Consider the following 24,036-nt stretch of genomic DNA (forward strand, 5'->3'; position numbering starts at 1 on the left):
AACTCACACCCGCATCGGCTGCGGCGACTCCCGACGAGCCGGATCAGGACCCTCGTACTCCCTGATGATCTCGTACCGCGTGTTGCGCTCCACCGGCCGGAACCCGGCGTCCCGGATCAGGTCCAGCAGATCCTCACGCGTCAGCTTGTTCGGCGTGCCGTAGTTGTCCGCGTCATGCGTGATCTTGTACTCGACGACCGAGCCGTCCATGTCGTCGGCGCCGTGCAGCAACGCCAGCTGCGCGGTCTGGACGCCGTGCATGACCCAGAAGACCTTGACGTGCGGGACGTTGTCGAACAGCAGCCTCGACACCGCGAAGGTCTTGAGCGCCTCCGCGCCGGTCGCCATCTGCGTACGGGCCTGGAGCCTGTTCCGTACCTTGCCGTCCTTCATGTCGACGAAGTCGTGCTGGTAGCGGAGCGGGATGAAGACCTGGAAGCCGTTCGTCTCGTCCTGGAGTTCACGCAGGCGCAGGACGTGGTCGACGCGGTGGCGGGGCTCCTCGATGTGGCCGTACAGCATGGTGCACGGGGTCTTCAGACCCTTCTCGTGCGCCAGGCGGTGGATCCGCGACCAGTCCTCCCAGTGCGTGCGGTGGTCCACGATGTGCTGCCGGACCTCCCAGTCGAAGATCTCCGCGCCACCACCGGTCAGCGACTCGAGGCCCGCGTCGATCAGCTCGTCGAGGATCTCCGACGCAGACAGCCCGCTGATCGTCTCGAAGTGGTGGATCTCCGTGGCCGTGAAGGCCTTCAGTGAGACGTCCGGAAGAGCCGCCTTCAGCTCGCGCAGGGAGCGCGGGTAGTAGCGCCACGGGAGACTCGGGTGCAGGCCGTTGACGATGTGCAGCTCGGTGAGGTTCTCGCCCTCCATCGCCTTGGCGAGCTTCACCGCCTCCTCGATGCGCATCGTGTACGCGTCCTTCTCGCCCGGCTTGCGCTGGAACGAGCAGTAGGCGCAGGAGGCGGTGCACACGTTGGTCATGTTGAGATGCCGGTTGACGTTGAAGTGGACGACGTCACCGTTCTTACGGGTCCGCACCTCGTGTGCGAGCCCGCCGAGCCAGGCGAGGTCGTCCGACTCGTAGAGCGCGATGCCGTCCTCGCGGGTCAGCCGCTCACCGGCCCTGACCTTCTGCTCCAGCTCGCGCTTGAGTCCGACGTCCATACCCACTCCCACACCCTTCTCCGGCGATCCGCCAACATGCCCAACCGTACGACCTGACCGCTCAGACCTCTTCGGGCAGGTCTCCGACCCTGTTCTCCCACTTCGTGGAGAGCACGACGGTCGTACGGGTCCTGGAGACGCCCTGGATCCCGCTGAGCCGCCGGATGGTCTTCTCCAGACCGTCGACGTCACTCGCCCGCACCTTGAGCATGAACGAGTCGTCGCCCGCGATGAACCAGCAGTCCTCGATCTCCCCGAGGTCCCGGAGCCGGCGTGCCACGTCCTCGTGGTCGGCCGCGTCGGACAGCGAGATGCCGATGAGCGCGATGACTCCGAGGCCGAGCGAGGCGGAGTCGACGGTGGCGCGGTACCCGGTGATGACACCGGCCGCCTCCAGCCGGTTGATGCGGTCGGTGACACTGGGTCCCGACAGACCGACGAGGCGCCCCAGCTCGGCGTAGGAGGCCCGGCCGTTCTCCCTCAGGGCCTGGATGAGCTGCCTGTCCACCGCGTCCATGCGATCGAGCCTTCCGATGAAGAATCTTGAAGTTTGCCGATGGTGCTGAAAATGCTGGAACTGCTGAAGGTGTTGAAGGTTCTGCTGGTGCTCGAAGTGATGAGCGGTACCTCGGATCACTGATACGGCCCCGGACTCAGCCGTTATCAGTACGGGACGTACGCGACGCCCCGCCGCCGAGTTCGCCCTCCCAGCGGCGGTACAGCCCGTGCGGGACGCCCGCCGCGTCGAGCACGCGCCCGGCGACGAAGTCCACCAGGTCCTGGATGTGGGTGGCGCCGGCGTAGAAGGCGGGCGAGGCCGGTACGACGCTCGCGCCGGCGTCGTCCAGCGTCACCAGGTGCCGCAGGGTCTGCCCGTTGAGCGGGGACTCCCGCACGGCGACGACGAGCGTGCGCCGCTCCTTGAGGGTCACACTGGCCGCCCGCTGCAACAGATCCTTGGACAGCCCGAGCGCGACCCCGGCCACGCAGGCGGTGGACGCGGGCACGATCAGCATCCCTTTGGTGGCGTACGACCCGGAGGAGGGCCCGGCGGCGAGGTCGCCGGCGCTCCAGTGCCGTACGCCGCCGAGGTCCACATCGAACGTACCGGGCTTGCCGTCGGCGCCCCGGGTCAGCCATTCGCGCAGGTCGTCCTGCCAGTGGGCGTCCCGGAAGGAGATCCCGGTCTCGTCGAGCAGCGTCAGCCGGGAGGCCCGGGACACGACGAGGTCGACGCTCTCGCCCGCGTCGAGGAGGCCGCGCAGGACGGCGGCGGCGTATGGCGTGCCGGAGGCGCCGGACACCCCCACGATCCAAGGCGCGCGCGGCGTCTCTCCTGGCTTGAGTGGGTTCACGGGTCCGAGCTTATCCGGCATCGTGGGGTGGGAACCGGGGGAGGGCGCTCGGGCGTTCCCTGGAAGGGACGAGTTGATTCGTCCGTGATGGGCGGGACGGGGGTCTGCCATGTGGGAGAAGTGGAATCCGGCGGGAACGGGCCGGTCCGGTGCGGGCCCTGACCTGCCCGGCGGCCGTCTTTCCGACGCTCGCCCGTCCGGGGGTGACCGCGCGAAGGCCGCCGCCAAGCTGATGCTCGCCTGGGTGGCGCTGCTGTGGCTGCTGGAGGCCGTCGACGCGGTGAGCGGCCACGCGCTGGACGGCCTGGGCATCACCCCCCGTACGGCCTCCGAGCTGGTCGATGTCGTCCCGGCGTCCTTCATCCACTTCGGCTTCGCCCATGTGGCCGCCAACAGCGTCCCGCTGCTGGTCCTCGGCTTCCTCGCGGCCCTGGGCGGCCTGCGCCGGTTCGCCGCGGTCTGCGCGCTGATCATCGTCGTCGGCGGACTGGGCGTGTGGCTCATAGCCCCGGCACACACCAACACGGCAGGCGCCTCCGGCCTGATCTTCGGCCTCTTCGGCTACCTACTGGTGACGGGCTTCGTGGAACGCCGGCCACTGGGCATCGTGGTCGGTCTGCTCGTGGCGGCCATCTGGGGCACGACGTTCCTGGCGGGCCTGGCTCCGACCCAGACGGGGGTCAGCTGGCAGGGGCATCTGATCGGGCTGATAGCGGGAGTGGGGGCGGCGGTCGTGTTCCGGCGGCGGGGGGCTTCGGACGAGTTGACGTCGTCGGGGCGCTGACTGGGGTGTCCGGCCGCTGGTCTCGGGGACCAGCGGCCGTGGTCCTAGAGCGAGTCGTCAGCACGCATAGCTGTTCGACCTGGCCCAGATGTTGAGCTGTCCCCAGGTGTCGTCGCCGATGAGCGCGTCGTCGTCCAGGCCGGTGCAACGCTGGAACCTCAGTACGGCGTTCCTGGTGTTCGTGCCGAAGTAGCCGTCCTCCACGAGGTTGTCTCCCGTCATGGACCAGTTCAGCTCGCACTGCGCCTGCTTCACCGCGAGCTTGTACGTGTTGGGGGCGTACCCGAGCAGGGGCTCGTCAGGCGTGTACGTACAACGGCCCGCGATGATCGCGGCCTGCGCCGGCGCCGCCGTGACAAGCGGCACCGCGCCCGCGACACCCACGGTCGCCATCGTGGCCACGATCATCGAGACGATTCGTTTGCGGAGCATCTGGTTCTCCCTCTGTGAACGGCTCTGGTGGCAACCACTGTCGAACCGGGCGGTGCAACCGCAGCGCAGTCCCGGTGCGGCCCTGGTGCAGCCCCGGCGCAGTCGCGCGCGGATTGTTCGGACCTTGTTTGTTCGGTTCGGGAGTCCCGATCCCGAACAACGGCACCGCTGGTACTTCTGGACCCGGTGACCACCGGAAAGCACCATCAGGGGGATGTACGGGGGGAAATGTGGAGTTCCGTCTACTCGGTCCCGTGGAGGTCTGGGACTCGGGCCGACCGATGACGCCGTTCGCGCGGAAACCGACCGCCCTGCTGACCGCCGGCCTGCTCGACGCCGAGCGGGTCGTGTCGGTCGACCGGCTGATCGACGCCGTGTGGGGAGAGCGGCCCCCGGACACGGCCGCCAAGCTCGTCCAGAGCTATGTGTCCCGGCTCAGACAGGCCCTGCACCGGCCGAATCGCCCCGAGGTGATCGTGACCCGGCCCGGCGGCTACCACTTCCGGGCCGACGAGGCCGAACTCGACGTACGCCGCTTCCAGAACCTGCTGACACACGGCCGTACGGAGGCACGGAACGGCGAACACGCCGCCGCCGCGGACACCCTGGCGGCGGCCCTGGACCTGTGGCGCGGCCCCGCGCTCGGCGGCCCGGAGACCTCGACGCTCCAGCTGGAGGCGGCCCGTCTGGAGGAGATGCGGATGACCGCCGTCGAGGACCTGCTCGGCGCGCGGCTGGCGGCGGGCGCCGGGGCCGAACTGGTCGGCGAGCTGACCCGGTTGGTCGCCGGACAGCCCCTGCGGGAGCGGCTGCGCGCCCTCCTCATGACGGCCCTGCACCGCTGCGGGCGCCGCGCGGAGGCGCTGCGCGTGTACCGGGACGGCCACCGCGTACTCCGTACGGAACTGGGCATCGAGCCGAGCAGCGAACTACGGGACCTGCACGCCCGGCTACTGACCGGCGACGAGGACACCGCCCCCGTGCTGCAAGACCCACAGAACTCTTCAACGGGGCCCAGCGTCACCCACTCAGGGGCGCGGGGCTGTATTGAATTTGCGGCTACCGCCGCGTGGGCGCGACCAGCCACAACGCACCCGCACCCAAAGAACCACCCCCCTCACCCCCCACCACCCGCACAACTCCCGGCCCCTCCGCCCTGGCTGACCGGACGCGACAAGGACGCCGACCACCTCCTCTCCACCCTGCAAAACACGAGCACCGCCCCCCGCCTCTGCGTAATCCACGGCATGCCCGGCATCGGCAAATCCGCGCTCACCCTCCACGTCGCCCACCGTCTGGCGTCCGCCTTCCCGGACGGGCACCTCTACGCCGAGTTGTGCGGCACGGACCCCGCCCAGGCCGCGCCCCCGGGCAGGATCCTCGGCGGATTCCTCCACGCCCTGGGCGTGCGCCCCACCGACCTCCCCGCCTCCACCGCCGAACGCGCCGCCGCCTACCGCAGCCTCCTGGCCGGTCGGCGCGTGCTCGTCGTGCTGGACGACGCCGCCGGGGACGACCAGGTCCGGCCGCTCATCCCGGGCGCGGGGCCCGCCTCGGTGCTCGTCAACAGCCGCCGGAGTCTGCCCGGCCTCGACGCGACGGCCCGTATCGGCCTGGAGGTGCTCGGACGGGAGCACGCTGTCCAGCTCCTCGGCCGGCTGGTGGGCCGCGACCGGCTCGCCGCCGAGCCCACCGCCGCCGCCGAGATCGCCCGGCTGTCGGGGGGCCTGCCGCTCGCCGTGCGGATCGTGGGATCCCGGCTCCGCTCCGGCTGCCGGTGGCCGCTGCGGACGTTCGCCGACCGGCTCCGGGACGAGGACCAGCGGCTGGACGAGCTGACCTGCGGTGATCTGGACGTCCGGGCCAGGATCGAGGCCGGCTACCGGGCCCTGCCGGAGCGCGAGCGCCGTGTCTTCCGCCGGCTGGGTCTGCTCGACTCGCCCGACTTCGCGGCCTGGGTCGCCGGACCGCTGCTGGGCGTCGACCCGCCGTCCGCCCAGCGCCTGGTCGAACGGCTCGCGGAGGCAAGGCTGCTGGAGCCGCTCGGCGTGGACCGGACCGGGCAGGCCAGATACCGCTTCCACGACCTCGTACGGCTGTACGCACGGGAGCGGGCCGAGCGGGAAGTCGCCCCCGAGCAGCGCCGCGCGGCGGTGTCACGGCTGCTGCACGCCTGGCTGACGCTGGTCTGCCGGGCCGGTGCCGCCGAGCCCAGCGGAACCGTTCACCTCAAGCCCAGGGCGGCGGACCACACGGCCGACCCCGCGCTCGTGGCCACGCTGCTCGACCGGCCGCGGGACTGGCTCGCGGCCGAACACACCTCGCTCGTGGCCGCCGTGGACCTGGCCGCCGGGCTCGGCCTCGACGAGCAGGCGTGCGACCTGGCGACGGCGCTGGTCCAGGCGACCTTCCGGGTCAACAACCGGTTCGACGACTGGTGGCGCACCCACGACACGGCCCTGAAGGCCGCACGACAGGCCGGCAACCGGCGCGCCGAGGCCGTACTGCTCAACGGTCTCGGCCAACTCCGCTACGAACAGGACCGTTTCGCCGACGCCAACCACCACTACCGCGAGGCCCTGGTCCGCTTCCGCCGCCTCGGCGACGTGACCGGCCAGTCCACGGCCCTGTCGGGGATCGCGGTCGCCAGCCGCGAGCAGGGTCACTTCGCCGAGGCCATGGCCTGCCTGGAACAGGCCCTGCCCGGCTTCGAACAGGGCGGGGACGACGCCGGGGTGGCCGGTGCGCACTACGACCTGGGCGCGATCCTCCGGGAGCAGGGCCGCTCCCGGGAGTCCCTGGCCCATCTGCACCGCGCGGTCACCGTCTACCGGTCCCTGGGCAGCCGACGCGGCGAGGCACTGGCCCTGCGGGGCATCGGCCTGGTGCACCGCGCCGACGGCGACCTGGCGCTCGCCGAGGAGCGGTGCTCGCAGGCCCTGATCATCCTGCGCTCGACGGGTGACCGGCTCATGACGGCGTACGCGGCACAGGCCCTCGCGAAGGTCCGTTTCCGCAGGTGTCCCGTCGGCGCGCAGGCGTCCGCGCTGCGGGAACTCCGGGAGTCACTGCTGGTCTGCCGGGAACTCGGCGACGGCTTCGGCGAGGCGCTCGTCCTGCGCACGCTCGGCGAACTCCATCTGTCCGGCGGGGCGCTGGAGCCCGCCGCCGCCTGTCTGGAACAGGCACTGGACCGGTGGACGCGGCTCAGTCTGCCGCTCTTCCGGGCCCGTACGCTGCGCGACCTGGCCCGCCTCCACGAGCTGCGCGGGGACGGGCCCGCCGCGCTGGCCATGCGGCGGGAGGCACTGCGGACGTTCCGGCGCTACGGCACCCGGGAGGCGACGGAGCTGCGCGCGCTGCTCGGCGACCCCGTGCCCGCGGGTGAACGTGAACCCGAGTAGGCGGCTACGGCGTGAGGCCCCGGACCAGCAGGTCCAGCAGCGCGCACACGAAAAGGGCGATCCCGATGAACCCGTTGACGCTGAAGAACGCCCTGTTGAGCCGTGACAGGTCGGTCGGCTTCACGATGTTGTGCTCGTACAGGAACGCGCCCGCGACGATCACCAGGCCGACCCAGAGGAACGTACCGGCGTCGGTGGCGACCGCGTACCAGACCAGGAGTGCCGTGGTGACGGTGTGGCAGACGCGCGCGCCCCACACCGCCGCCGGGATGCCGAAGCGCGCGGGCACCGACAGCACGCCGGTCTCGCGGTCCGTCTCGACGTCCTGGCAGGCGTAGATCAGGTCGAAGCCGCCGATCCAGATGCCGACGGCGAGGCCGAGGATGACCGCGTCCCAGGACCACTCCCCCGTGATGGCCAGCCAGCCGCCGACCGGGCCCATGGCCTGGGCGAGACCCAGGATGGCCTGCGGGAAGTTCGTGAACCGCTTCCCGTACGGGTACACCACCATCGGGATCACGGCGACGGGGGCGAGGGCCAGGCAGAGGGGGTTCAGAAGGGCCGCCGAGCCCAGGAAGATCACGACGGCGATCAGCGCGCCGGTCCAGGCGTGCTTCACCGACATCGCGCCCGTCACCAGCTCGCGGTGGGCCGTACGCGGGTTACGGGCGTCGATCTCGCGGTCGATGATCCGGTTGACGGCCATCGCGAACGTCCGCAGGCCGACCATGCAGATCGTGACGAGAAGCAGCCTGCCCCAGTGGATGTTCTTGTCCGCCTGGAACATCGCCGTGAGCGCGGCGATGTAGGCGAAGGGCAGCGCGAAGATCGAGTGCTCGATCATGACCAGGCGCAGAAATGCCTTCGTGCGGCCCGGCTGGGGCAGTTCGGCGGATGCGGATGCAGCACTCACAGGCCGTATTCCTTCCAGCGTCTGTCGACCGTCGCCGCCGTCTCCGGGTCGGACACCACCATCTCCGGCCAGCCGCCGTCCCGCGTGTACCCCTCCTCGGGCCACTTACGGGTCGCGTCGATGCCCGCCTTACCGCCCCAGAACTGCTGGTACGAGGCATGGTCGAGATGGTCCACCGGCCCCTCGGCCACCGTCAGGTCGCGGGCGTAGTCGGTGTTGCCGAGGGCCCGCCAGGCGACCTCGTGCAGGTCGTGGACGTCGCAGTCGGAGTCGACGACGACGATCAGCTTGGTCAGAGACATCATGTGGGCGCCCCAGACCGCGTGCATGACCTTCTGCGCGTGCTTCGGGTACTTCTTGTCGATCGCGACGATCGCGCAGTTGTGGAAGCCGCCCGCCTCGGGGAGGTGGTAGTCCACGATGTCCGGGACGATGATCTTCAGCAGCGGGAGGAAGAAGCGCTCCGTGGCCCGGCCCAGCGGCCCGTCCTCCGTCGGCGGCCTGCCGACGACGATCGACTGGAGTAGCGGTCGTCGCCGCATCGTCACACAGTCGATGGTGAGCGCCGGGAAGGGTTCCTGCGGGGTGTAGAAGCCGGTGTGGTCCCCGAACGGGCCCTCCGGGAGCATCTCCCCCGGTTCCAGCCAGCCCTCCAGCACGACCTCCGCCTGCGCCGGCACCTGCAAGGGCACGGTCTTGCAGTCGACCATCTCGATGCGCTTGCCCGCGATGAACCCGGCGAACAGATATTCGTCGATGTCACCGGGGAGGGGCGCGGTGGACGCGTACGTCACGGCGGGCGGACACCCGAACGCGATGGCGACCGGCAGCCGCTCGCCCTTGCGCGCGGCCACCTGGTAGTGGTTCCGGCTGTCCTTGTGGATCTGCCAGTGCATACCGATCGTGCGCTTGTCGTGCCGCTGGAGGCGGTAGAGCCCGAGGTTGCGTACGCCGTTCTCCGGGTCCTTGGTGTGCGTGAGCCCCAGGTTGAAGAAGGAGCCGCCGTCCTGCGGCCAGGTGAACAGGGCCGGGAGCCGGTCGAGGTCCACCTCGTCACCCTTGAGGACGACCTCCTGCACCGGCGCGTTGTCGGACTTCACCTTCTTCGGCGGTACGTGCGTCATCGCGCCGAGCTTCCCGAAGGCCTCCCGCACGCCCACGAACCCGTGCGGCAGCTCGGGCTTCAGCAGCCCGCCGATCTTGTCGCTGATGTCCTCGTACGACGTCAGTCCGAGGGATTTCAGCAGCCTGCGGTCGGTGCCGAACACGTTCATCGCCAGCGGCATCGCCGACCCGCGCACGTTCTCGAAGAGCAGCGCGGGCCCGCCTGCCTTCTGCACCCGGTCGACGATCTCCCCGACCTCCAGGTACGGGTCCACCTCGGCCTTGATGCGCTTGAGGTCACCCTCGCGCTCCAGCGCCCTGAGCAGGGAGCGAAGATCGTCGTAAGCCATGCGTTCCAGTATCCGTCACCCACTACCCTGGACTGGTCAGCGGGGGCCGGACGCGACCGTCAGCGCGCCCGGACAGCGACTCAAGGGGAACCGATACATGCTCCGGGTGCTGATCGTCCTGGTGCCTCTCGCACTGAGCATCTACGCGTTCATCGACTGCGTCACCACGCAGGAGAAGGACGTCCGCTTCATGCCCAAGCCCGTGTGGGCCCTGCTCATCCTGCTGTTCCCGCTGGTCGGCTCCATCTCCTGGCTGATCATCGGCCGCGACCGCGCCACCTCCCAGCGCATGGGCTCCGCCTCGGGCGGCCAGTGGGTCGCCCCGGACGACAACCCCGAGTTCCTGAAGTCCCTCAAGGACGACAAGCCCGACGCCCCCGAGCCGGTGGAGGACGACGACACCCACCTCCGCGACTGGGAGGCCGACCTGCGCCGCCGCGAGGAGGAACTGAAGCGCAGGGAGAACGGCGAGGAGCCCAAGGACTAGGCCGACATCTTCGTCCAGCGCTGTGACGTCGCGGCTGAGTCACACGTCGACGTCGTCGCGAAGCTGTTGAACTGGTTCACGTCGAGGCAGGCGTCGTCCGCGACACTCCGGAGGCTGCCACCGGAACCATTTCGCCAGGACACGGACGCGCTCTTGTCGCAGGTGCCCAAGCCGGACTGACCGCCGCGCAGGCACAAGTCGGTGTCTTGGTTCACGAGCATGAACGTGCCGTCCGACCCCCTCTCGACGGTCCACACAGCTGGGGTGTCAGTGCAGTTCCCAGTGCCCGTCGGGCCGTAGCCCCCGGTCAAACACTGGTTATTACTACCGTTTCGGAAGCGGTAGGTGCCCGATGCCGCGGACGTGGGCGTCCCTCCCGTCGGCTTACTGGCGGAACCGCTCGAATTACCCGAACCGGCCTGGCTCGCGTTCTCGTCGGAGTCGTTCGACCCGTCCGTGTCGCCGGAGCCCTGCACGCTCCCCGAGCCGCCCCCGTTTCCCTCGGAGGTGCGGCTCGCCGACGGCGAGGGGGACGGTTTCGCCGTGCGCGAGGCGCTCGTGCCGGGCGTTGGCGACGTGAGCTTCGCCGACGCGGAGGCCGAGACGGACGGGGTGGCATGTGTCTCGTCCTGTTGTGCGGTCACGTACGGCAGGAGCTGGACGACGAGCGTCGTACCGCCCACCAGGACAACGGGGACAGCGGTCAACAGGGCGCGGACACGGCGGCGTTCACGGCGGGACGGGCGGGGCGAGGGCACGTCCTGGGGCGGGGACCCTGCTTCCGCAGAAGGCGGCTTCTTCTCGGAAGGCGGCTCCTCCTCGGCCACCGGCTCACTCGGCGCATCCGGCGCGTCCGGTTGATCGTCCGGCTCGTCGATGTGCGGCACGGTCGCGGCGAAGGACTCCCGCTGGTCGAGGAGGTTGGTGATCGGCCGCGGCCACAGGGGCAGCCCGGACGGCCCGCGGTTCGCGGCGCGTTCGAGGAGTTCGGCCGCCGACGGGCGTTTCTCGGGGTCCTTGTCGAGGCAGGAAGCGACGACCTCGGCGAGTTCCCGGTCCAGGGCGCGCACCGCCCGGAGGTCGGGGTTCTGGTGCACGATCCGGTACAGGACCTCGACGCCGGCGCCGTCACCGAAGGGAGCCTTCCCGCTCGCCGCGAAGAGGAGCAGCAGGCCCAGCGCGAAGACATCCGTGGCGCCGGTGAACTGCCGTGCCCCCGAGGCCTGTTCGGGCGACATGTACGCGGGCGTGCCGACGACCATGCCGGTCCTGGTCAGCCGGTTCTGGCCGGTGGCGCGGGCGAAGCCGAAGTCGATGAGGGTGACGCCGCCGAGGGTCAGCATGATGTTCGACGGTTTGAGATCGCGGTGCACGACGTACATCGCGTGCACGGCGGCCAGCTTCGAGGCGATCTCCCCCAGCAGCAGCCACAGCGCGTCGGCGGGCAGACCGCCGCCGTGCGCCTCGATCGCGTCGCCCAGGGTGAGGCCCGGCACATAGGCGGTGGCGAGCCACGGCGGCCGGGCGTCACGGTCGCTCGCGAGCAGGGGCGCGGTCGCGGTGGCGGGCAGCCGGGAGAGGTTGTCCAGCTCCTGCCCGAAGTGCTGTAGGAACACCTCGTCCTCGGCGAGTTCGGGCAACACCAGCTTGACCGCGGTGTAACGCCCTTCGGTGACTCCGAGGTACACCCGCCCCGTACCGCCCGAGCCGAGCCTGCCCACGATCGGGATCGGACCGATCCGTACCGGGTCCCGCAGTTCAAGTGGCCCGGCACCGCTGCCGCTCAGATCGAGCACGTCATCCCCATTGACTTTGCTTCTGCACGTTTCTTCACGAATCGGAACTCGACCCAACGGCTCCAACGGCTCAACTGCTCACCGCTCAAAGGTTTCGCGGAGCCTTTTCTGGGCAAGGCGACGAGCATACAGAGAACACCCGTGCGACAAAGGCGACTTGCGCCATACACGGTCGACCACCGGTCCGAACCTGCGGCCACCTGCGGATTTCGAACACCCCGCCAGTGTGAACCAGCAAACCGCACAAGCTGCCCCGTACAAGTTGTACGCCGACGAGCCCCCCGAAGCGGACAATGCGCCTCTGGGCCGGAGGTTGCGGGGGCCGGACACTTACCTCGCATGACGACTGCTCCCGCCGGTACCACCAGTCCCCCACCGGCCCCCGCGTACGGCGACAAGGTCATCGCCGTGGAGACGGCGGGCTCGGAACCCATTCCGGACGCCGAACGGCACGGCGGTCCGCTCCAGTTGCTGTGGACCTGGGCCTCGCCGAACATCGAGTTCGCGACCGTCTACATCGGTGTGATCTCGGTCCTCTTCTTCGGGCTGAACTTCTGGCAGGCGTCCGCGGCCCTGCTGCTGGGCACCGCGCTCGGTTCGCTGACGCACGGGATCCTCTCGCTCGACGGGCCCAAGTTCGGCGTACCGCAGATGGCGATCGGCCGGTTCTCCTTCGGGTTCAAGGGGAATCTGCTGCCCGCCGGTGTGAACGCGCTTGTCGCGGGTGTCGGCTGGTTCGCCGTCAACAGTGTGAGCGCCGCTTTCGCGCTCAACACGCTGACCGGACTGCGTCCGCTCCCCTCCCTGTTGCTGGTGGTGGCGGCGGAGATCGTGATCGGCTTCATCGGCCACAACTTCGTCCACGCCTTCGAGAAGTACGCGTTCCCCGCGCTCGCGGTCGTGTTCCTGCTGGCCGGTGTCTGGACGTTCAAGGAGGCCGACCTGGGCGCGCCGGGCGCGGGCGGCGGCATCGGCGGGTTCCTGCTCGCGTTCAGCGCGGCCTGGGGATACACGGCCGGCTGGAACCCGGGGGCCTCCGACTACTCCCGCTACCTCCCCCGTACGGCCGACCGTTTCCGGACCGTTCTCTACCCGGCGGTGGGCCTGTTCGTGTCCGTCGCCGTCGTGGCGCTGATCGGCGCGGCCTCGGCGACGATCGTCGCTCCCGAGGGCGCGTCCCCGACGGCGGCCTTCACGGGTCATCTCCCGGGCTGGCTCAGCGACTTGGTGCTCCTCGCGATCATCCTGGGCGCGGTCTCGGCGAACGCCATCAACGTCTACTCGTCGGCGATGTCGATCACCTCTCTGGGGCTGCGGCTGCCCGTCTGGCTGGGGCGGAGCGCGATCGTCGTGCTGTGCGGGCTCGCGGGTACGGCGGCGGCCTGGTCTGCGCTGGAGGACGCGGGGCACGCGTACGAGGCGTTTCTGCTGGTGATCGCCTACTGGGTGGGGCCGTGGCTCGGCGTGGTGCTGGTGGAGCGGTGGCTTCAGGCGCGGACGCCGGTGGAGACGCTGGAAGCGCGGCTGTCCGACCGGTCCTTCGCCAACTGGCCCGGCATCGGCGCTCTGTTGGCGGGCATCGCGGTGTCGGTGCCGCTCTTCTCGAACCAGGAGAAGTACGTGGGCTGGGTGCCGGAACAGTGGCCGGCCTTCGGCGACATCACGTGCCTGGTGGGGTTCGCGGTGAGTGCGGCGCTGTACCGGGTGCTGCGGCGGGCGGCCTGAGCGCCGCTCACGAACGGCCGGGCGTACATCCCCCACACGCCCGGCGCGCTTGATCGGTTGTCCCGGTCGAGCGTCTGTCCCAACTGAGCCTCTGCCCCAATTGAGCCACTACCCCAACCGAGAGTCATGCGCACGTCATTTTTAGGTCACGAGCCGCCTCGTCGCGGTTCGAGAACGCGGACCGGAGGGCTCACACACCGCTCAGCATCGGCAGCGACGCCAGGTGCTCCTCCGGGACGTCGAAGGCCTGCGTCAGGGTGCTGAGGTGCGGGGCGAGCCGGGTCGTCAGGGTGTTCAGGGTCGCCGGGATCGCGCGGACCTGGTCGGCGGTGAGGGCCTGTTCGGCGAGCAGCAGACCGCTGCGGGCGCTGACCTGACGGAGCAGGAAGAGCGCGCCGAGGTCCTCCAGTACAGCGCGGGTGATCGGGTCGGAGACGTGGGCGCAAGCAGCGAGTAAGGCGTCGGCGGCCTGGCCGACCGCGTACACCTCGACGAGGTTCAGGGCGGCGTCGGACGCGTTGTTCCAGCGGCCGAGGGCGTCGCCGCCGTCTCCGCCGCGCAGGTCGCGGCGGGCGGCGAGGTGCCAGTAGCGCTCGGCGGCGGTGAGGGCACGGCGCAGCAGGCCGGGGTCGGTGAGCGGTTCGTCGCCGGTGGCGGGGACGGGCTCGGGCGCCAGCTCGTGGCCGAAGATCATCTCGGCACCGGCCTTGCACCAGATCGCCAGGTTGTCGCCCTCGGCGGTGATCGCGCCGTCCATGTTGCCGGCCAGGTCGGCGAGCCCGTTCACGAGGAACAGCCCGCGCGCGCCGCACCGTTCCCGGCTCTCGGTCGCTATCTCGCGGGCCTGCCAGGTGACCCACCCCTTGGTGACGGCGACCAGCCGTTCGGCGTCCGCGCGGCCCTCGGGCGTGTGGGTGACCCAGCGTTCGGTGGCCGCCCGGTGGAGGAAGGTCATGGCGTAGGCGGTGGCGGTGTGGTCGAGGAGGCGGGAGTGGTGGCTGCGGTGGGCGGCGAGCGGGACGCGCTGTCCGGCGACCGGCCCGGAGATGTGCCGGGTGTAGGAGTACCGGACGGCGACGGCGAGCGCCGTACGGGCCACTCCGAGCCCGCTCGCGCTCATGCACAGCTTGCCCGCCGTGACTCTGCTGATGGCGTGGATGAACCTTTTCCGCGGGCTGCCGACGGAGCTGACGAGGGATCCGTCGGGCAGGAGCTGTCCGTGGGCACCCTGGATGAGGGCGCTGCGCGGCAGCCGTACCTGGTCGAAGTTGGTGGCGCAGTGGTCCACCGAGGTGCCGATGCGCTCGGGCAGCTGGGTGACGGTGATGCCGGGCAGCGTGCCGTACTCGTCGCTCAGCGGGGTGAGGAAGAGGAAGGCGCCCAGGTACTTGTCGTCGACGACGAGCCGCGCGGCGACCACGGCGGTCTTGGGGCCGCCCGAGGAGCTGGTGTTGGGCATGTACTTCTGCGCCCCGGGGTGCGGGGTGTGGAGCACGAACTCGTCGTTCTCCCGGTCGTAGCGGGCCACGGTCTCCAGCGCCGGTACGTCGTTCCCGTGCGCGCGTTCGGTGCACAGGAACGTGCCCATGCGCGTCATGGAGGTGAACTCCGTCAACTCGCGGGGCGGGGACACCTTGTCGTCGACGACGCTGCCGAGGAAAAGGTTGTAGTGAATCCCGGCCACGGTGACGGTGGCGCCGTCCACCGGGCAGGTCCACTCGTGCAACGCCGCAAGTCCGCGCGGGTCGCCGGCGAATTCCTCGGGCGAGGAAACCTCGTCGTTCAGTGCTCGCAGCCGCTCGTAGGCGAGCTGCCAGCGTTGCTGGGTTCCGAGTCCGGGACGGTACCGGAACAGGTCGTTCGAGACCGCCTTGCGCCAGCGGCCGTGGATCTTGTTTCCGTCCGAACCGTCGCGAAAGAGGAGGCTCGTGATGGTGGCTTGATCGAGGACTGGATGGGGTGTGCGTGTCTCGGTGGTCATGATGATCAAGATGCCCATTGTGCTTCTGGGATCAACCAATAGTGACCAGGAGCACTTCAGAAATTGCCGAATATGCGGCATTAATGGACAGGAATCGGCCGAATTACGGCAGCGGCGATTAGACCGCTTTCGAACGCCAGATCGACCTTCGCGAGGGTCCGGATTTCGCTAACCGGAATCCAGTTCGAGTGAATCGGAACGCGGGATTCCAGAGTGGCCCGTGGTGTCATCGACAGGTTCGTTCGAGGGGCGGAACGGAACGGATCCGGGGCGGATCCACCGCCTCCGGGCCTGTCCGACGCCAGCCGGATACCGGTCGGATGTTGGCCGGATATCGGCCGGAATCCGTATTGCCGGTGGGGGCCTTGTAACGCTTTTCGGATCTCCGTCCAAGAACAGGTGAAGAGCGAAGGCCGCTACGAGCAGGACACGAAGGAGATGCCAGTGGATGGTGCGGAGGCGGAAAGGTTACGGAGCGGGCCCTCCGATGCCGTCCATGACCCGGCGCTCTTCGAGGCGTTCTACCGGCGTCATGTCGACGCCGTGCTGCGGTTCGTGGCCCGACGGGTCGACGACCCCCACACGGCGGCCGACCTGACGGCCGAGATCTTCCTCGCGGTGCTCGACTCGGCCCACACGTACAAACCGCGCCTGGGCAGCGAGACGGCCTGGCTGTACGGGATCGCGCGCAACGTCGTGTCGTCGGAGCGGCGCCGGGTCGCCCGGGAGGCCGAGCGGGACCGGCGGTTCTCCGGGCGACGGCTGCTGGAGGCCGACGACATCGCCCGCATCGAGGACAGGCTCGACGCGGAGAGTCCGGGGCGGCGCGCCCTGGCCGCACTCGAGCGGCTCCCCGAGGGCGAGCGGGCCGTCCTGGAACTGATCGTGGTGGACCAGCTCACGATCCCGGAGGCGGCATCCGCGCTGGGCATCCGCCCGGTCACGGCCCGGGTCCGACTGCACCGGGCACGCAAGGCACTGCGCGGGGAGGCGGGTTCGCAGGGGTCCAGGAGTCCTGGGGGTTCCAGGAGTCCAAGGGTCCCGGAAACACCGGACACATCACTGCTGTACGTCAGGAAGGGCGAGGCATGAACACGGGGAGGACGTCGTTCGAGGAACGGCTGCTGAGGGAACTCCAGCGGGAGATCGAGCTGCGCGAGAGTGTGTCGACGGAGACCGAAACGGGTGAGGCCGGGGCGAGCACCTCCGTACGGCGTCTGCTCACCCCTCGCCGGATCTCCCTCGCCGCAGCGGTCTGTGCGGTGGCCGGGCTCGCCGCGGTGGTCCTGCCCGGTTCGCCGGCCGACTCGGTGGCGTACGCGGTGGAGAGCCACGGGAACGGCAGTGTCACGGTCACCCTCCAGGTCGAACACATCAACATCGATGCCCAGTACGAACTCGCGGAGGAGCTGAGCCCGAACGGCATCGTGGTGGACGTGGAGCTGCTCCCGGCCGGCTACACCTGCAAGCCGTGGGGCGACGCCGCCGCCCTCCAGCTGGTGTCGGTCGACAAGGACGACATCGTCAGTGGACCCGTGCACGCCTGGAACGTGCCCGTGCGGGTCACCCTGAGCCGGGGTGACGTGGTGGTCTTCGAGAACAGCAAGGACAGCGCCGAGCCGCAGGCGGTGCACGCCTACGAGATCGACCGGTACACGCTCGACTCCTCCACGACCGAGGCCAAGTCCGAGCCTTGCGTCCCCGTCCCCGTGAAGCCCACCCGATGACCAGCCCACCGAGCCCCCCAGGGGACCGCCTGAGTCGACTGGGCTGGCTGGACGCCCTGCGGGGCATCGCGGCGCTCGTCGTCGTGTTCGACCACTCGGCGTACTCGTTCCTGCCGGAGTTCCGGCGGGAGCTGGTCCCGGAGTTCAACACCAGCCGGTACGGCATCATGGTGTTCTTCCTGGTCAGCGGCTACATCATCCCGGCGTCACTCGAACGCCGGGGCAGTGTACGGACGTTCTGGATCGGCCGCGTCTTCCGCATCTACCCCCTGTGCGTGGCGGCCGTCGCGACCGTCCTCGTCCTAGGCCTCCTCGGGATCGCGGAGCCGCGCACCGACCTCGGCGCCGCCACCACCGCCCTCGCTCATCTGACCCTGTTCCAGGAGCTGTTGGGCACCCCCAACCTCCTCCTCGTCCTGTGGACGCTCTCCTACGAGATGGCCTTCTACCTCCTGATCGTCGCCCTCTTCACGGTCCGCCGGCACGAACGGCCGGCGCCGGTCGCCGTCACCCTGGCCGTGCTCGCCGCCGTGAGCGTGGCAACAGGGGTCGCGATCCCGGTCTCCGCCCTCTCCGACGCGGTCGGCACCGGCACCCTGGTCACGCTCACGGCGATCGCCCTGACGGCAGCCATCTGCTGTACGAGCGCCAGGTCGCCCCGGCTCCAGGTGTTCGGGGGCGGGGTGGGCGCGGCGCTCGCCCTCGTACTGGTCCTCTTCAACGGCACGGTCCCGGTGTGGGAGGGCCTGGTGATCCTCGCCGTGATGTTCCTCGGCACGGTCGTCCACCGGGCCGAACACGGCGGGAGCAGCTGGTGGTACGCCGCCTGCATGGCTGTCGTGGTGGTCGTCTGCGCCGTGGGGAGCGCGTACGGGCACGGCGACGGGGCCCAGTTCACGCGGCGCGGCTGGATCACGGCGTTCCTCCTGGCCGTCCTCACCTTCGGCACCGGGCTGGCGCTGCGCCACCGCCGCGTACCGCTCCTGCTGATCGGCCTGGGCACGATCAGCTACTCGGTCTACCTGCTGCACCCACTGCTGCTGATGGCGAGCGACGGCACGATCGGCCGACAGCGACAGAACACTCCGCTGCTCGAAGTGGCCTTCTTCGCCGTGCTGTTGCCGCTGTGCGTACTGAGCTACCGGTACATCGAGGCACCGGGGCAGGCGCTGGGCCGGAGGCTGGCGAGACGGCGCCCGAAGAGATCCGGGCAGAGCGGGTCCGGTGCGAGCGGGCCGGGTGCCGACGGCGATCGAATACGTGGGCACGCGGCGGCGACGGCGACGGCGACGGCAGGGAGAGGCCGGAGCGATGACGACGTGCCTCGTCGAGTCCCTGTCGCTGTGAACTACCCTCACGGGAACGGAAGTTGAAACTGAGGCCGACGCAGAAGCCGACACAGAATCCGGCACGGAAGCCGACCGGGAGGACCGCAGGGTGAGCCAGGATCACGTCCGGATCGAGGACATCGACACCAGCAGGCCGCACCCTGCCCGGATCTACGACTATCTGCTGGGCGGCAAGGACAACTACGAGGTCGACCAGCAGGCCGGGGAGGCGCTGGCCGCCGCCGCGCCCGAGGTGCGGATCGGGCTGCGGGCCAACCGTGCCTTCATGCGGCGCGCGGTCCGGCACGTGGTCGGCAGCGGCGTACGCCAGATCCTCGACATCGGCACCGGGCTGCCCACCTCGCCGAATGTGCACGAGGTGGCCCAGGAGCTGGTGCCGGAGGTGCGGGTCGCGTACGTCGACAACGACCCGATCGTGAAGGCGCACGCCGACGCGCTGCTCAGCCGCTCGGGCGGCGGGACCAGCACGGTGCTCGCGGAACTGCGCGACCCACAGGTCGTCCTGGAGCACCCGGACGTCCGCCGGATCATCGACTTCGACGAGCCGGTCGCGCTGCTCCTGGTGGCCGTGGTCCACTTCCTCGCCGACGCGGACAAGCCCGGGGAGATCCTCGCCACCCTGCGCGACGCACTGCCGGCCGGCAGCTTCCTGGTCCTGTCGCACGCCACGGGCGACTTCGCGGACCGCACGGACGCGCAGGCCGAGTACAGCAGGAAGGCCACCGCCACCCTGAACCTGCGCCCGCGCGCGGAGGTGGAGCGGTTCTTCGACGGCTTCGAACTGGTCGACCCCGGCCTGACCCAGGTCCCGTTCTGGCGCCCCGACGGCCCGCCGCCGGAGGGGTCCGAGGAGATCGGCATCTACGGGGGTGTGGCCCGCAGGACCAGGTGATCCAGAGGCTTGGAGGGAGTTGGAGGAGTTGGAGTATCTGGACGGCCGGTTCACGGTGGCCGGTGACGGTGGTCGAGGTAGGCGAGTACCGCCCGGACCCGGCGGTGGCCGCTCTCCGTCGGGGAGGCCCACCCGGTCCTTGAGCGGATAGCCGATGCCGCCGCGGCCGTCGGAGAGCGGCTCAGGATGCCGCCGACGCCGGTGCCAGTTCCGGTGCCGAAAGGCCTCAGCTCCCGCACGGTGGGCGGTACTTCCACTGTGGGAAGTACTGGCGCCATTCGGCGCGGGTGATCGTCGGATAGGCCGTGGCGCAGATCCGTTCGGCGACGCGGTCGATGTCGGGGTCCCAGAGGAGGGCGGTCCAGTCCTCGCTGCCGGTGGCGAGGGTGCGGCCGTCGGGGCTGAACGCGAGGGTGTCCACCGGCTTGGTGTGGGCGGCCAGCAGCACCGGTTCGCGGGCCTCGCCGCCGGCTGAAAGCCCGTACAGCCGCACCCTCTTGTCGGCGCTCGCGGCGGCCAGCGTCCGGCCGTCCGGCGCGAAGGCGACGGACATGACGCCGTCGGTGTAGCCGGTGAGACGGTCGTAGGAGAGGGGGTGGCGGGGGTCGTCGAGGCTCCAGAGGCGTACGGTGCGGTCCTCGCTGCCGGTGGCCAAGGTGCGGCCGTCGGGTGTGAAGGCGACCGACTTCACGGCGCCGGTGTGGCCGGTGAGGACCGACAGCCGGGCGGGGTGGCGTCGGAGGGTGACGTTCCAGAGGGTGGCCGTGCGGTTCCGGCCGGCCACGGCCAGGGTGCGGCCGTCGGGCGCGAACGCCACGGAGTCCACGGCGCCGGTCAGCCGCAGGGCGGACAGCGGGCGTGGGTTGCGTACGTCGGTGGTGTTCCAGATGCGTACGGTGCCCTGCTCGCCGCCGGTGGCGAGGGTGCGCCCGTCGGGGCTGAAGGCGAGCGTGTTGACGTGATCGATGCGGGCGGGGACCGCGCTGAGGAGACGGGACGGGCCGTCCGCCCCCGGGGCCCACATCCTCAGGGTGCCGTCGGCGCTGGCGCTGGCGAGGGTACGGCCGTCGGGGCGGAAGGCGACCGAGTTGACGGGGCCGGTGTGGCCGGTGAGCGGGGGGAGTTCGCGTGGGCGGTTCCGGTCGGCGAGGTTCCAGAGGCGTACGACGCGGTCGTAGCTGGCGGTGGCGAGGAGCCGGCCGTCGGGGCTGAAGGCGACGGAGTAGAGCGAGCTGGTGGCGCCGGTCAGGGCGGGGCCGGGCAGGTCCCAGAGCCGGGTGCTCTGGTCCTCGCTGCCGCTGGCCAACGTGCGCCCGCCGGGCCCGAAGGCCAGCGCCCGCACGCTCCCGGTGTGCCCCGTGAGCACGGCCACCTCACGAGCGGAACCGTCTCCCTCTCCAGCACTTTCCACGTCCCACCGCCGTACGGTGCCGTCGGTGCCGCCGGTGGCCAGCTGCCGCCCGTCGGGGCTGAAGGCGACGGCGTTGACGGCATCGGTGTGCGTGGTGAGCACCTGCGTCTGCCGGGGCCGACCCGCCTGCCCCACGTCCCAGAGCCGCACGGTGAAGTCGGCGCCGCCAGTGGCGAGTTGACGTCCGTCGGGGGCGAACGCCATCGCGTTCACTGGGCCGGTGTGGGCGGTGGGGGTGGGCTGGGTGGCTTGAGGCGTGGGGGCGGTCTGGTCGGCCCAGTCGGCCCCGCCCGCCTCGCCGGGCAGGCCCGTCCGTCCCGGTACCGTCGACAGTCGGCGTAGTCGTGGTTGTCCGCCCGACTCCGTCAGCTCGGACAGACGTACGGCGCCGTCATCGTGGCCCGTGGCCAGTGTGCGGCCGTCCCGGTGGAACGCGGCGGCGGTGAGGTCGGGACCCGCGTCCAAGGTCGCGAGGGCGTGCGGGCTGCGGGGGTTCGACAGTTGCCAGACCCGGATTCCGTCGCGGGCGGCGGTCGTGAGGGTGCGGCTGCGGCCTTCGGGGGCGAATCCCAGCCCCACCACCGGACCGGCGCCGCCCGGCAGGCGTGTCGCGAGCCGGGGGTGTCGTACGTCGCCGATGTCCCACAGCCCCACCGTACCCTCCTCGCCCCCGGCCGCCAGCAGCCGCCCGTCGGGGCTGACGGCGACCGTGCGTACGGTGCCGCCGAGGCGGCCCAGGGTGACCGGCCCGGTCGGCCGGTGCGGGTCGGGCACCTCCTGTAATCGCACGGTCCCGTCGGCGTCGCCGGTGACCAGGATGCGGCCGTCGGCACTGAACGCCAGTGCGGTGACGGCAGCCTGACGGTCCGTCAACTGGGTTGCGTACGGAGTCGCGAAGGTGCTGAGTACGCTGCCGCGTGCCTCCGGGGTGGGCGACAAACGGTAGGCGGCCAGGCTGAGTTGGGCGGCCAGGGCCGGGTTGACGCCGCGCAGTGCCGCCGCCCGTTCGGCCGCGCGCTGCGAACCGACGACGTCACGCTGCTGGTCCGCCGCCCGCTGTGCCCGTACGGCCAGTGCCGCTGTCGTCGTGGTCAGCACCAGCAGGACGCTCAGCAGCCCCACGCCCAGGCGCCGGAACCGGGCCCGGCGCCGTACCGCCGCGTGCTCCGCCGCCCGTGCGGCCAGACCGGCGTCGAGGAACTCCCGCTCCGGTACGGACATCGTCGTACGGTCGAGTCCGGCGGCCAGGGCGAGACGCGTGCCCCGGTACAGCGCCCCGGGTTCGCGCCCGAGCGCCTCCCAGGTCTGGGCCGCGTCGGTGAGACGGCGCGCGGTCCGGGTGGCCTCGCGATCCTCGGTCAGCCAGCCGTGCAGCCGGGGCCAACACCGGATCAGCGCCTCGTGCGCCAGCTCCACGCGCTCACGGTCCAGGGTGAGGAGGCGTGCGCCTGCCGCCAGGTCGAGTACGGCACGGATCTCGCCGACGCCGACGCCGGGGTCGGCATCGGTACCGGTACCACCAGCACGACCGGCACTGGCGCCACCACCAACACCGGTGTCACCGCCGCGACCGGCGCCGCCAGCGCCAGCCCTGTCTCCGCCGCCACCCGCACCAGCACCAGCCCCATCTCCGTCACCGGCCTCGCCCTCGCCCTCGCCACCAGCCCGATTGCCGTCACCGGCCCCGCCGCCCTCACCCGCTCCCGCCAACCCGTCCAGCTCCTCCAACCGCGCCGGGCGCCGGGTGTCCTCCGTGCCGTCCCCCAGCGCCGTCAGCCGTACGAACACCTGGCGGGCCAGCTGTTGCCGCCCCGGGGCCAGTTCCTGGTAGAACTCCTCGGCCGTACGCGCGAGGGCGCCCTCCAGGCCGCCCGCCGCCTCGAAGGCGTCCCGGGTCAGCGCGTTGCCGCGCCGACGCCGCCAGGTCTGGAGCAGGGCGTGGGACAGGAGGGGCAGCACGCCCGCCTGGCCGTGGGCCTGTGCGATGAGGGTCGTCAGGAGGGCGCCCTCGATGGTCAGCCCGGCCCGTTGGGCGGGCTGCACCACCGCACGGCGCAGCTCGTCCAGGCTCATCGGCCCGACCGGTACCTGTGCGTCGCGCATCGCCTCGACCAGGGGCGCGTGGTGGGTGCAGTGGGCGTAGAAGTCGGCGCGTGCTCCCAGGGCGACGCGACATCGGCCACTGGCATCCGCTGCGGCGGAGACGAGCGCCTCGATGAAACGGTCGCGCTCGGCGACATCCTGGCAGAGCGTGAACGTCTCCTCGAACTGGTCGACCACCAGCACGAGTTCACCGTCGGCCACACCGGGCCGCGGCGCGGTGATCTGCCGTACCAGGCGCCCCAGGTTCTCCGGGTCCTCCCTCAACTCCCCGTACAGCGCACCCGGCATGAGGCCCGCCATCGCCCCGAGCCGTACGGCGCACTCCTCCAACGGCCGTGCCCCAGGCGTCAGTACGACCACCGTCGTCGCGGCGGCGGCCTCAAGACGCGGGACGAGTCCGGCCCGCAGCAAGGACGACTTGCCCGAGCCCGAGGCCCCGATCACCACCACGAACCGCTGCCGCTCCAGCCGCCCGACCAGCTCCTCCAGCAGCCGCTCCCGCCCGAAGAACCACTCCGAGTCCTCCTCGCGGAACGACCGCAGTCCGGCGTACGGAGGCGACTGGTCGTCCTCCTCCGCCGGGCCGGAAGCCGGATACTCCTCGCCGAGAAGTACCGCCACCTCGCGCCAGAGCCGCTCCCACTCCTCGACGTCCCCGTCGCAGGCCCGCACGTACGCCAGCGTCACCGCCAGTGTCGGCAGCCGCTGCCCGGAGGCGGCGGAGGACAGCGTCGAGATCGAATAATGTGCCTGCTCCGCCAGTCTCCGGTACGGAGGATTCCCCGCCTTCCGCCTCAACCGCCGCAGTCCTGCGGCGAATTCGACTAACGGACCGTCCCCCGCGTCCAGCGGTCGCTCCCTGCGCGGCATCGCCGCACCTCCCCGATGGTCCCCGCAGCTCCTCGTGGCTCCCCGTTCCCCCGTGTCACGACTCGCGCGGCGCGTCGCATTTTTCAGGACTTGTTTGTCCGACACCAGGCTTCGAACACGAACAACGCGCGAGCCGCCGCATGTGGAGGTGTGCAGTACACCTTCTTCCAGCTCTTCCAGCGCAAT

General features: G+C 70.6%; 17 protein-coding genes. 8 read left to right on the forward strand and 9 right to left on the reverse strand.

The genetic code is table 11. The features are described from left to right. Nucleotides 1-3: 3 nt before the first annotated feature. From mqnE to OG787_RS18920, 3 genes are all read right to left on the reverse strand, one after another. Nucleotides 4-1,167, reverse strand: coding sequence for an aminofutalosine synthase MqnE (gene mqnE / locus OG787_RS18910; protein WP_389352259.1), 1,164 nt, complete (start codon nt 1,165-1,167; stop codon nt 4-6). Between the two features lie 61 nt (nt 1,168-1,228). Continuing rightward, nucleotides 1,229-1,684: an Lrp/AsnC family transcriptional regulator gene (locus OG787_RS18915; RefSeq protein WP_105972321.1), complete on the reverse strand. Its 456-nt coding sequence runs from the start codon at nt 1,682-1,684 to the stop codon at nt 1,229-1,231. A gap of 136 nt (nt 1,685-1,820) precedes the next feature. Further along, nucleotides 1,821-2,543 carry a UbiX family flavin prenyltransferase gene (locus tag OG787_RS18920; protein ID WP_405535809.1) on the reverse strand — a complete coding sequence of 241 codons (723 nt, stop codon included), beginning with the start codon at nt 2,541-2,543 and terminating at the stop codon, nt 1,821-1,823. Nucleotides 2,544-2,754: 211 nt separating this feature from the next. On the opposite strand from OG787_RS18920, the gene OG787_RS18925 reads away from it, so the two are divergent. Further along, nucleotides 2,755-3,306, forward strand: coding sequence for a rhomboid family intramembrane serine protease (locus tag OG787_RS18925; protein WP_405540524.1), 552 nt, complete (start codon nt 2,755-2,757; stop codon nt 3,304-3,306). A gap of 57 nt (nt 3,307-3,363) precedes the next feature. Here OG787_RS18925 and OG787_RS18930 read toward each other — a convergent pair whose 3' ends face one another. Then, complete coding sequence (locus OG787_RS18930; protein WP_369034466.1) at nt 3,364-3,738, reverse strand: peptidoglycan-binding protein; 375 nt, start codon at nt 3,736-3,738, stop codon at nt 3,364-3,366. 254 nt (nt 3,739-3,992) lie between these two features. Between OG787_RS18930 and OG787_RS18935 the strand changes: the two genes are divergently transcribed. Continuing rightward, nucleotides 3,993-7,142 carry an AfsR/SARP family transcriptional regulator gene (locus tag OG787_RS18935; RefSeq protein ID WP_405535810.1) on the forward strand — a complete coding sequence of 1,050 codons (3,150 nt, stop codon included), beginning with the start codon at nt 3,993-3,995 and terminating at the stop codon, nt 7,140-7,142. Between the two features lie 4 nt (nt 7,143-7,146). Here OG787_RS18935 and mqnP read toward each other — a convergent pair whose 3' ends face one another. After that, a complete protein-coding gene (gene mqnP, locus OG787_RS18940) occupies nt 7,147-8,055 on the reverse strand; it encodes a menaquinone biosynthesis prenyltransferase MqnP (protein WP_369034464.1) in 909 nt (302 codons plus the stop codon). Continuing rightward, nucleotides 8,052-9,509 (reverse strand): menaquinone biosynthesis decarboxylase, encoded by a 1,458-nt coding sequence (locus tag OG787_RS18945; protein ID WP_235475697.1) that lies wholly within the window; start codon nt 9,507-9,509, stop codon nt 8,052-8,054. Before OG787_RS18945 ends, mqnP begins: the two co-directional genes overlap by 4 nt. A 97-nt stretch (nt 9,510-9,606) precedes the next feature. On the opposite strand from OG787_RS18945, the gene OG787_RS18950 reads away from it, so the two are divergent. After that, complete coding sequence (locus OG787_RS18950; protein WP_369034463.1) at nt 9,607-9,996, forward strand: PLD nuclease N-terminal domain-containing protein; 390 nt, start codon at nt 9,607-9,609, stop codon at nt 9,994-9,996. On the opposite strand, the gene OG787_RS18955 is transcribed toward OG787_RS18950, so the two are convergent. Then, nucleotides 9,993-11,792: a protein kinase domain-containing protein gene (locus tag OG787_RS18955; RefSeq protein WP_405535811.1), complete on the reverse strand. Its 1,800-nt coding sequence runs from the start codon at nt 11,790-11,792 to the stop codon at nt 9,993-9,995. The two genes, OG787_RS18950 and OG787_RS18955, sit on opposite strands and share 4 nt — an antisense overlap. A gap of 339 nt (nt 11,793-12,131) precedes the next feature. Between OG787_RS18955 and OG787_RS18960 the strand changes: the two genes are divergently transcribed. Beyond that, nucleotides 12,132-13,517, forward strand: coding sequence for a cytosine permease (locus OG787_RS18960; RefSeq protein WP_369034462.1), 1,386 nt, complete (start codon nt 12,132-12,134; stop codon nt 13,515-13,517). Nucleotides 13,518-13,707: 190 nt separating this feature from the next. On the opposite strand, the gene OG787_RS18965 is transcribed toward OG787_RS18960, so the two are convergent. Beyond that, on the reverse strand, nt 13,708-15,498 hold the full coding sequence (locus OG787_RS18965; RefSeq protein WP_405535812.1) for an acyl-CoA dehydrogenase: 1,791 nt from the start codon (nt 15,496-15,498) through the stop codon (nt 13,708-13,710). A 438-nt stretch (nt 15,499-15,936) separates the two neighbouring features. On the opposite strand from OG787_RS18965, the gene OG787_RS18970 reads away from it, so the two are divergent. From OG787_RS18970 to OG787_RS18985, 4 genes are all read left to right on the forward strand, one after another. Continuing rightward, complete coding sequence (locus OG787_RS18970; RefSeq protein ID WP_369034492.1) at nt 15,937-16,590, forward strand: RNA polymerase sigma factor; 654 nt, start codon at nt 15,937-15,939, stop codon at nt 16,588-16,590. Then, a complete protein-coding gene (locus tag OG787_RS18975; RefSeq protein ID WP_405535813.1) occupies nt 16,587-17,225 on the forward strand; it encodes a hypothetical protein in 639 nt (212 codons plus the stop codon). Before OG787_RS18970 ends, OG787_RS18975 begins: the two co-directional genes overlap by 4 nt. Further along, entirely contained in the window at nt 17,222-18,598 is a 1,377-nt protein-coding gene (locus tag OG787_RS18980; RefSeq protein ID WP_405535814.1) for an acyltransferase family protein, read from the forward strand. The genes OG787_RS18975 and OG787_RS18980 overlap by 4 nt, the downstream gene beginning before the upstream one ends. Nucleotides 18,599-18,662: 64 nt before the next feature. Then, nucleotides 18,663-19,466, forward strand: coding sequence for an SAM-dependent methyltransferase (locus tag OG787_RS18985; protein WP_405535815.1), 804 nt, complete (start codon nt 18,663-18,665; stop codon nt 19,464-19,466). A 226-nt stretch (nt 19,467-19,692) separates the two neighbouring features. Here the strand turns inward: OG787_RS18985 and OG787_RS18990 are convergent, their stop codons facing one another. Next, nucleotides 19,693-23,850: an XRE family transcriptional regulator gene (locus tag OG787_RS18990; RefSeq protein WP_405535816.1), complete on the reverse strand. Its 4,158-nt coding sequence runs from the start codon at nt 23,848-23,850 to the stop codon at nt 19,693-19,695. Nucleotides 23,851-24,036: the final 186 nt, after the last annotated feature.

Origin of the sequence: Streptomyces sp. NBC_00075 (assembly GCF_045041225.1) — a bacterium.
GTDB lineage: Bacteria > Actinomycetota > Actinomycetes > Streptomycetales > Streptomycetaceae > Streptomyces > Streptomyces adonidis.

What these genes read in the sequence shown, in the direction of transcription:
- mqnE (WP_389352259.1), bottom strand. Translation starts at nt 1,167, where the DNA reads ATGGACGTCGGACTCAAGCGCGAGCTGGAGCAGAAGGTCAGGGCCGGT.
- OG787_RS18915 (WP_105972321.1), bottom strand. Translation starts at nt 1,684, where the DNA reads ATGGACGCGGTGGACAGGCAGCTCATCCAGGCCCTGAGGGAGAACGGC.
- OG787_RS18920 (WP_405535809.1), bottom strand. Translation starts at nt 2,543, where the DNA reads ATGCCGGATAAGCTCGGACCCGTGAACCCACTCAAGCCAGGAGAGACG.
- OG787_RS18925 (WP_405540524.1), top strand. Translation starts at nt 2,755, where the DNA reads ATGCTCGCCTGGGTGGCGCTGCTGTGGCTGCTGGAGGCCGTCGACGCG.
- OG787_RS18930 (WP_369034466.1), bottom strand. Translation starts at nt 3,738, where the DNA reads ATGCTCCGCAAACGAATCGTCTCGATGATCGTGGCCACGATGGCGACC.
- OG787_RS18945 (WP_235475697.1), bottom strand. Translation starts at nt 9,509, where the DNA reads ATGGCTTACGACGATCTTCGCTCCCTGCTCAGGGCGCTGGAGCGCGAG.
- OG787_RS18950 (WP_369034463.1), top strand. Translation starts at nt 9,607, where the DNA reads ATGCTCCGGGTGCTGATCGTCCTGGTGCCTCTCGCACTGAGCATCTAC.
- OG787_RS18960 (WP_369034462.1), top strand. Translation starts at nt 12,132, where the DNA reads ATGACGACTGCTCCCGCCGGTACCACCAGTCCCCCACCGGCCCCCGCG.
- OG787_RS18965 (WP_405535812.1), bottom strand. Translation starts at nt 15,498, where the DNA reads ATGACCACCGAGACACGCACACCCCATCCAGTCCTCGATCAAGCCACC.
- OG787_RS18970 (WP_369034492.1), top strand. Translation starts at nt 15,937, where the DNA reads ATGCCAGTGGATGGTGCGGAGGCGGAAAGGTTACGGAGCGGGCCCTCC.
- OG787_RS18975 (WP_405535813.1), top strand. Translation starts at nt 16,587, where the DNA reads ATGAACACGGGGAGGACGTCGTTCGAGGAACGGCTGCTGAGGGAACTC.
- OG787_RS18980 (WP_405535814.1), top strand. Translation starts at nt 17,222, where the DNA reads ATGACCAGCCCACCGAGCCCCCCAGGGGACCGCCTGAGTCGACTGGGC.
- OG787_RS18990 (WP_405535816.1), bottom strand. Translation starts at nt 23,850, where the DNA reads ATGCCGCGCAGGGAGCGACCGCTGGACGCGGGGGACGGTCCGTTAGTC.